This is a genomic window from Sulfuricurvum sp. (genome assembly GCF_023250475.1).
Classification (GTDB): domain Bacteria; phylum Campylobacterota; class Campylobacteria; order Campylobacterales; family Sulfurimonadaceae; genus Sulfuricurvum.
In genome coordinates this window covers 1-6,958 of the sequence record NZ_JAHFAQ010000118.1, presented here as the reverse complement: position 1 = coordinate 6,958, position 6,958 = coordinate 1, and the positions used below count along the sequence as shown (strand labels likewise).

The 6,958-nt window shown below is 43.4% G+C and carries 9 protein-coding genes and 1 pseudogene; 6 read left to right on the top strand and 4 right to left on the bottom strand.

Annotated features, from left to right (window positions below; translation table 11 throughout):
- Positions 1 to 1,047 (bottom strand): annotated as a pseudogene (locus Q0C19_RS10040) (excinuclease ABC subunit A); the annotation flags it as partial.
- Between the two features lie 3 nt (positions 1,048 to 1,050).
- The gene (locus Q0C19_RS10035) at positions 1,051 to 1,788 is read right to left on the bottom strand and encodes a sulfite exporter TauE/SafE family protein (protein ID WP_295055617.1); all 738 of its coding nucleotides are present in this window, start codon (positions 1,786 to 1,788) and stop codon (positions 1,051 to 1,053) included.
- A 128-nt stretch (positions 1,789 to 1,916) separates the two neighbouring features.
- Between Q0C19_RS10035 and Q0C19_RS10030 the strand changes: the two genes are divergently transcribed.
- From Q0C19_RS10030 to Q0C19_RS10015, 4 genes are read left to right on the top strand one after another with little or no spacing between them, the layout of a single operon-like run.
- On the top strand, positions 1,917 to 2,342 hold the full coding sequence (locus Q0C19_RS10030) for a chemotaxis protein CheX (RefSeq protein WP_295055615.1): 426 nt from the start codon (positions 1,917 to 1,919) through the stop codon (positions 2,340 to 2,342).
- A 3-nt stretch (positions 2,343 to 2,345) separates the two neighbouring features.
- Positions 2,346 to 2,690, top strand: coding sequence for a flagellar motor switch protein FliN (gene fliN, locus Q0C19_RS10025; RefSeq protein ID WP_295055613.1), 345 nt, complete (start codon positions 2,346 to 2,348; stop codon positions 2,688 to 2,690).
- The gene (locus tag Q0C19_RS10020) at positions 2,687 to 3,580 is read left to right on the top strand and encodes a hypothetical protein (protein ID WP_295055612.1); all 894 of its coding nucleotides are present in this window, start codon (positions 2,687 to 2,689) and stop codon (positions 3,578 to 3,580) included. Before fliN ends, Q0C19_RS10020 begins: the two co-directional genes overlap by 4 nt.
- A gap of 3 nt (positions 3,581 to 3,583) precedes the next feature.
- A complete protein-coding gene (locus Q0C19_RS10015) occupies positions 3,584 to 3,814 on the top strand; it encodes a hypothetical protein (RefSeq protein ID WP_295055610.1) in 231 nt (76 codons plus the stop codon).
- Here the strand turns inward: Q0C19_RS10015 and Q0C19_RS10010 are convergent.
- Complete coding sequence (locus Q0C19_RS10010) at positions 3,811 to 4,473, bottom strand: tRNA-uridine aminocarboxypropyltransferase (protein WP_295055608.1); 663 nt, start codon at positions 4,471 to 4,473, stop codon at positions 3,811 to 3,813. The genes Q0C19_RS10015 and Q0C19_RS10010 overlap by 4 nt on opposite strands.
- Before the next feature lie 108 nt (positions 4,474 to 4,581).
- On the opposite strand from Q0C19_RS10010, the gene Q0C19_RS10005 reads away from it, so the two are divergent.
- A complete protein-coding gene (locus tag Q0C19_RS10005; protein ID WP_366823201.1) occupies positions 4,582 to 5,943 on the top strand; it encodes a TrkH family potassium uptake protein in 1,362 nt (453 codons plus the stop codon).
- A 1-nt stretch (position 5,944) separates the two neighbouring features.
- Positions 5,945 to 6,595: a TrkA family potassium uptake protein gene (locus tag Q0C19_RS10000; protein ID WP_295055606.1), complete on the top strand. Its 651-nt coding sequence runs from the start codon at positions 5,945 to 5,947 to the stop codon at positions 6,593 to 6,595.
- Here Q0C19_RS10000 and Q0C19_RS09995 read toward each other — a convergent pair.
- On the bottom strand, positions 6,592 to 6,958 hold a 367-nt coding region (locus Q0C19_RS09995), incomplete at its 5' end, for a PilZ domain-containing protein (protein ID WP_295055603.1). The genes Q0C19_RS10000 and Q0C19_RS09995 overlap by 4 nt on opposite strands.

Sequence of the window (6,958 nt, the reverse complement as noted above, 5' to 3'; positions counted from 1 at the left end):
TTTTTTCTGATACTCTTCAAGGGCATAGAACGGTGCGGTAACGCTAATCCCTTCTGCAGCGCAAAACGCTTTTAGAAAGGTAAAATAATATCCTTTATTGAATCCGTAAACGATTTTGATAGCCCCTTTTTCAATCGGAAGCTCGGAATCGATGATTTTTTCATAATCCAGAGAATAGCGTATCCCTAAGCCGTCACATTCGCTGCACGCCCCTTTGGGAGAATTAAACGAAAAGGAGAGAGGTTCAAGCGGGTCAAAACTCACTTTACAGTCGAAACAGGCACTGTGTTCGCTGTAGTGGATGAGTTTCTCTGCCATCCCTACTTCGTCGTGATTTTGGATTTCTATCTCGACTTCTCCATACGATTCTTTGAGCGCTTTTTCGACATCCTGAGCGACACGGTCATGATTATCGTCTTTGATGATAAGACGGTCAATGACCACTTTTACCGTGTGCTTTTTGGTTTTGGAGAGTTCAATCTCTTCATCGAGACGCACCATGACTCCATCGATCATGGCGCGTACATATCCTTTATGACGGAGCGATTCGAAAATATCGGCAAAGGTTCCTTTTTTCTCCCGTACCAACGGGGCTAAAATAATAATTTTAGCCCCATCAGGCAGTTTTAATACCTGCGAAATGATGTCTTGGGCCGACATCTTAGAAATCGGTTTACCGCACAAATGGCAGTGCTGAATCCCGATACGGGCATACAAAAGGCGGAGATAATCGTAGATTTCGGTAATCGTCCCTACGGTTGAACGGGGATTTTTGGACGTCGTTTTTTGATCGATCGCGATGGCCGGGGTCAGCCCTTCAATCTTATCGACATCGGGTTTGCCGACACGATCCAAAAACTGTCGGGCGTATGAGGAAAGTGATTCGATGTAACGACGCTGCCCTTCGGCATAAAGGGTATCAAATGCCAGCGTTGACTTTCCGCTTCCGCTGATTCCGGTACAAACAACCAGTTTATTTTTGGGAATCTCCAAGGAGATATTTTTCAGGTTGTGTTCCCGTGCCCCGATAATTTTAATCTTGTCCATATGTTACCCCGTAATAAGTTTGTATGCCGTAATGGCAAAAATAATGATATAAAAAACAACCAGTATCTGTTTGTAATAGGTTACTTTGACCCTATGCAACAGCCAAATTCCGGCCATAATACCGAACAATGAGCTTAATGCCATAGTCAGACCCGCTTCGAGATTGACCATTCCGAGCCACAAAAGGGTTGCAAGTGCCGAAACAGAAGAAAAAATAACAAAAAAATGTCCTACCGCCGACGCTTTTTTCAAAGGAAATCCCATAAAACTGACCAATATCGGTGTCATTAAAATTGATCCGCCGACACCAAGCATCCCCGAAAATACACCGATCACACTTCCGACAAGCGTATATAAAGGACGATTGACCACCTCTGTGCGTGTCGGTTCGGGGCTGGAGAGCGCCAATCGTCCCAACGTAAAGGCAACAATCGAAAGAAAAAGCCATTCAAGGGCATCTGAATGGAGTACTTTAACCAAAAATCCTCCGACAACTGCCCCCAGTATACCGCCGTAACCGAAATATTTAATATCCCCGATGGCGTACGTTTGATTTTTATGGTGAATCCATGCCGCCATTAACGAACCTGCAACCATTTGAGTTATCGATATCCCGATTGCCTCTTTAATATCGAATCCGAGATAGAGCAGCACAGGGACACTTACGGTACCGCCTCCGATTCCGAAAAAACCGGAAAGGGTACCGACGCCTATCCCTAAAATGACTAATTCAATACCCATATTATTTCTTTGTTTAGTTTATGTCGCGCGATTATACCCCCTAAGTGCTTCAAGAAACACCCTTTTTGTTCATTAGATTTTACGCTATAATCAATCTTCATAGAACTTTAACAAGAGTGAGGGATGTCATGTTACCAATAATTGTCGAAGCCGCAACCAACTTTTGCCTTCATCAAATACGACTCCCTTATGATTTTAGAGATACGGCTGAAAAAAAGAGAACACTTTTTGCTTACATTGACATTGAAACGACAAACGGCGAAATGCACCGTGCATATATCGGATGTGATCCGATGTTGATTCAAACCATAGCTGAGATATTTTTGGGCGAAGACGAGAGTGATGAACAAACACTTGTTGATATGCTTTTGGAAACGACCAATATGATAGTGGGAAGTGCAAAAGTACTTGCCGGAGAGGTGTACGAAACAACGTTATCGATTGCGACTCCTTTTCTTTTATCGGAGGAAGAGCTATCAACGGTTGAGTTGGATCATTCTCGATGTATCGGTATTAACGGCGGAGAAATGACAATTGCATTGCAAAGGCTCTAAGAGATGGATGAAACACTAGCAGCAGAAACTTCCCTTCCTAAAGATCACGTTTTTGATCCGGACAAAGAGCTTTCATGGATGGACTATGACGGATTGCTGGATATGGAAGTGGAGTTTGTTTCGGATTTAGGACAAACAACATTGACTCTGGACGAGATACTCAAACTCGAAAAGGGATCGGTCATCGATTTGGGGAAACCGGCGGGTGAGAGTGTTGAATCGTATGTAAACAGACGCATTATCGGCAAAGGAGAAGTCATGGTTTATGAGAAAAATTTAGCTATACGTATTAACGAGGTACTCGATTCGAGTGCCGTACTCTATTACCTTTCAAAAGAGAGACTATGAGATATTTACTCCCGTTACTGCTGCTCCCCGCCTTTTTATGGGGAGCTAAGATATTAAGCTACAACGTCTACGATCGTAACGATCGTGTCGATGTTATGTTGACATTTGATACACCGTATGAGGGGGTATTGCGTCAAAATCGTCAAGGCAATACCGTTGTTGTCAAACTGGAAGAAGCCTTTATCGATGATCCTAAAGTAAAAAACATTAATTCTAAATATTTAAACAAACTTAGCATTTCGCCGGAGAATGAAAATATTCAAATTATTGCCGAAGTCTCCAATGATGTCATTATGCAAGCCTCTAAAACCTCAGATTCGTACGGTCTGCGTCTTCGTTTTATGCATCCTGAAGTTGCCAATCCGCTCACGCAAGCCGCACCGGTTGACGAAGCATCCGTAGGTGCCCTTCCTACCAAAAAAGGGAATGAATTTGAACAAAGCTATTATGTGGTTATCGGTATTTTAATTGTGGGGATCGCAATTTTATTTTGGTTGAAACAAAACATAACCAAACGTGCCGCAGTGATTCACAGTGAGCCTAAAACGCCTTGGCTATTTAATAAATCAGCCGCTGAGACAAAAGCAGCGATATCAAATCCTCTTCCCCTCAGCGGTGATGGCGGCGGTATTCATATACGGTTTCAAAAAACTCTGGATCCTTCCCACAGCGTTGCAATGCTGGATTACGGAACCATGAGTTATTTAGTATTGCTGGGCAATAACACCCTTTTGCTGGATAAATATCAAGACAACATTCCGATTACGCAAAATGATTTTGAAACACTTCTGCAGTCAAAACACCGTGAACTTGACGGCTATTTTCAGCTTGCTCCGGCGCAGGATGAAGTTTTCGACTCGTACAAAGAAAAAGCATCAGGAGCCTATTGATCGATGGATTTACAAGAGAAATTAGTGGAGTTCGGATGCGGAAGCGAATTTGTAGCTATCGCTTTAGGATACAAAGAGTTTTATAAACCGGATGAAGATATTGAAATATTTATCGAATACGTAGAAGTTGTACATGCCGAAGTCGAAGAGGCTGAAGCGCTCAAAGAGCAGGAGAAAGAGATTGTTGACGCAGCAAGCTTGCTTCTAGAATTTGAGGACGAAAAAGAGAGCTAGAGTTCCTCTCTTCTTTTTTTAAATCTCGCGCTCTCGTACGTGCGTGAGGCACACCCGATCTGGTACTCTACCATAGCATTAAACGGATCTAAAAATCGCTCAAACTCACCCTCGTTGATCTTCTCAATCCCTTGTGCATGAAGCAATTCCAAAATAGTGAGTGTTGACTCGATCGTGGAAAGGCAAAAATCTTTCGGCTGTTCTTTAATCAAAAATTGGGAACTTTTGGAGTGGGTAAAACTCACTTTCGGCAGCATTTGAAGATTACGGCTTACGCGCAGCATCTTTACCGAACAAGGCCATGTCGAATCAATAATAAAGATCACCACCTGTTTTTCGGCTGCTTCGATCGTCTGTGTGTTCAAATTCAAGCTGCTTTTCCCGGGATAGAGAACATAACAGAGAGTATTGTCATCCTCGATGAGTGCATTAATGGCGGCATGTTCACTAAAATCGACATCAATATAGAGCTCCGAATTGGGCAGAGAGAGATGGGTAAGCCGTCCGGTGCCGTTTTTAGTTTTTTTAAACTCTTTGGGATGCATCAAAATAACAAATTTTGTCCGTGTCACTATCGGTTTGACATGCGTGCACATGCATGAGGTTACCGGGCGATAACATCGGTAGCACTTTTCTCTGCCTTCTACTGTTTTATCCATTTATCCATCAATTTCAGCGTTGTTTTTTTAACATTATAACGAAACGTCAACTTTAGCTTTTAAGTATTCAATATGTGATGAATGCTATAATCTCTTTAACATTTTCATATATTTATAGAAGCATTCGATAAAGGACAGAATATACATACGCAAGAGATTAAAATCATTCTTTTCAGTTTTTTAGGACTGATATTTACCGGTGCGTTGCTCCTTTCTCTCCCGTATGCTCATAACGGTGAATTACGGTTTGTAGATGCCGTTTTCACCGCAACATCCGCAGTTTGTGTAACCGGATTGATTGTCAAAGATACTCCGGTTGATTTTACGTCGTTCGGGCATGTGATTATCCTTACCCTCATCCAAATCGGCGGTCTGGGGTATATGACGGCGGTCACATTTTTGGCGGTCATGCGAAATAAAAAGATCGGACACAGAGATCGTCTTATTCTCCAAGAGTCGCTCAATCATCCCGGTGTAGACGGGTTGGTACGGTTTTTAAAAATTGTTTTTTCGACAATCTTGGTCATCGAATTTATCGGTATGGTGATTCTGACCCTCCGGTTTTGGGTGGATATGCCCTTGGATCGCGCGGCATGGTTTGGAATGTTTCATGCGATATCCGCCTTTAACAACGCCGGATTTTCTTTATTCAGCGATAATTTAATGCGCTACCGCGGGGATACCGTTATTAATCTGACGATCCCGTTTTTGATTATACTAGGCGGGCTTGGATATCTTGTCCTTTTAGAGCTCTATCACTATCATAGAGGACGGGTACTTCGTCTCTCTACCCATACCAAAATCGTTTTGATCATGTCTACGGTCTTAATTGTTCTGGGGATGGCACTATTGCTCTCAATGGAGTGGAACAACCCAAAATCGTTTGGGGCAATGAGCCTTTATGACAAAATTCTGGCTGCATGGTTTGCATCCGTCAACTACCGTACGGCTGGGTTTAACACCATTGATTTGTCGACATTAAGTGATTCGAACCTCTTTTTTGCCACTTTTTTCATGATGACCGGAGGAAGCCCCGGAGGTACGGCCGGAGGTATTAAAACAACCGCCGTCGCGTTGGCATTGATAGGGGTATGGTATACACTGCGCGGGAGTACGAACGTCCATATTTTTCGACGTTCGCTCTCCCCTTTTCAAATCAATAAAGCGTACGCATTTATTTTTATCGCATCGATTTACGTCGTCGTCTCTACCATACTCTTAAGCGAAGTGGAGCGATTGCCGTTTTTACGCATCTTGTTTGAAACGACCTCCGCATTCGGAACGGTAGGCGTTTCAACCGGAGATGGCGGAGTCCTCAGCTACAGTGCCCTCTTTAGCGACTGGGGGAAAATCAATATTATGATTTTGATGCTGATGGGACGTGTCGGGGTCTTCGCATTTACCATTGTATTGGTCGGAAAAGCGGCTGAAAGCCGCATCAAATATGCAGAAGGAAAGGTGGTTATTTAATATGGAAACATACGCTGTCATCGGTTTAGGAAAATTTGGGTTTCACGTTGCCAAAGGGCTGGCTCAGCAGGGGCTTAGTGTAATAGCGGCTGATTTAGATGAAGATCAGGTGCGCGAGATTAATGAATTTGTCCAAGATGCCGTTATTCTAGATTCAACCGATATGCGGGCTCTCCGCGAAGCGGGAATCGCTAATGTCGATGTGGCTGTCGTTAGCATCGGTGAAAACATTGAAGCAAGTATCCTCACGGTCATGGCACTTAAAGAACTGGGTGTAGAGACAGTGGTAGCCAAAGCCATTACCACGGTACACGGTCAAATCCTCTCAAAACTCGGTGCAGCCAAAGTTATCTATCCCGAGATGGAATCGGCGAAGAAGATTGTCAAGAAAATGGTTAAAAACATGCACTATGAGACGATCGATCTCTCCATCACAATGAAGATTGCCAAACTGACCGTCCCTTCATTCTGGGTCGGTTTGTCCATCCTCTCCCCTATATTTGAGTCGGAATTTGAAGTCAAACCTATCGCCTACAAGCATCAGGGAATTTGGTACACCTCATTTGAAAAAGACGATATTCTTGAAAAAGGGGATATCCTTGTTGTACTGGGAGACAGCGGCCATATTGAAGCGCTCAGTAAAAGGATTTAAAGTTTGTTGGCAATCGTTTTAATCTCATTGACGAGCGCCTGCTGACGGGCATAAATGTATTCGACCAGATAGCTCTCATACGGCTCTTCAAGGCTGATGTCTACAACGACCTTCGTAAACTCATCCCCCTCTTGTATGTATTGTATTTTCCCCGGAATGACCATTGTGACCATTCCGCCGTCAAAACGCTCAAGGGGGAGATTAAATTGCAGATTGACTTTGGATTCCAGCACAAGCGGGACTTTCGAAACGCTCAACTTACAGGCAATGGATTTGATAGAGATATCTAAAATGGTTCCCGATATAACGCTCTTAGCGGTTGTGATGGTAACATGCATCCGATGATCACTCTGGATACGGATA

Bases quoted from the DNA above. Each gene is read 5' to 3' on its own strand.
- Q0C19_RS10035 (WP_295055617.1), bottom strand. From the start codon at position 1,788: ATGGGTATTGAATTAGTCATTTTAGGGATAGGCGTCGGTACCCTTTCC.
- Q0C19_RS10030 (WP_295055615.1), top strand. From the start codon at position 1,917: ATGTTACCAATAATTGTCGAAGCCGCAACCAACTTTTGCCTTCATCAA.
- fliN (WP_295055613.1), top strand. From the start codon at position 2,346: ATGGATGAAACACTAGCAGCAGAAACTTCCCTTCCTAAAGATCACGTT.
- Q0C19_RS10020 (WP_295055612.1), top strand. From the start codon at position 2,687: ATGAGATATTTACTCCCGTTACTGCTGCTCCCCGCCTTTTTATGGGGA.
- Q0C19_RS10015 (WP_295055610.1), top strand. From the start codon at position 3,584: ATGGATTTACAAGAGAAATTAGTGGAGTTCGGATGCGGAAGCGAATTT.
- Q0C19_RS10010 (WP_295055608.1), bottom strand. From the start codon at position 4,473: ATGGATAAAACAGTAGAAGGCAGAGAAAAGTGCTACCGATGTTATCGC.
- Q0C19_RS10000 (WP_295055606.1), top strand. From the start codon at position 5,945: ATGGAAACATACGCTGTCATCGGTTTAGGAAAATTTGGGTTTCACGTT.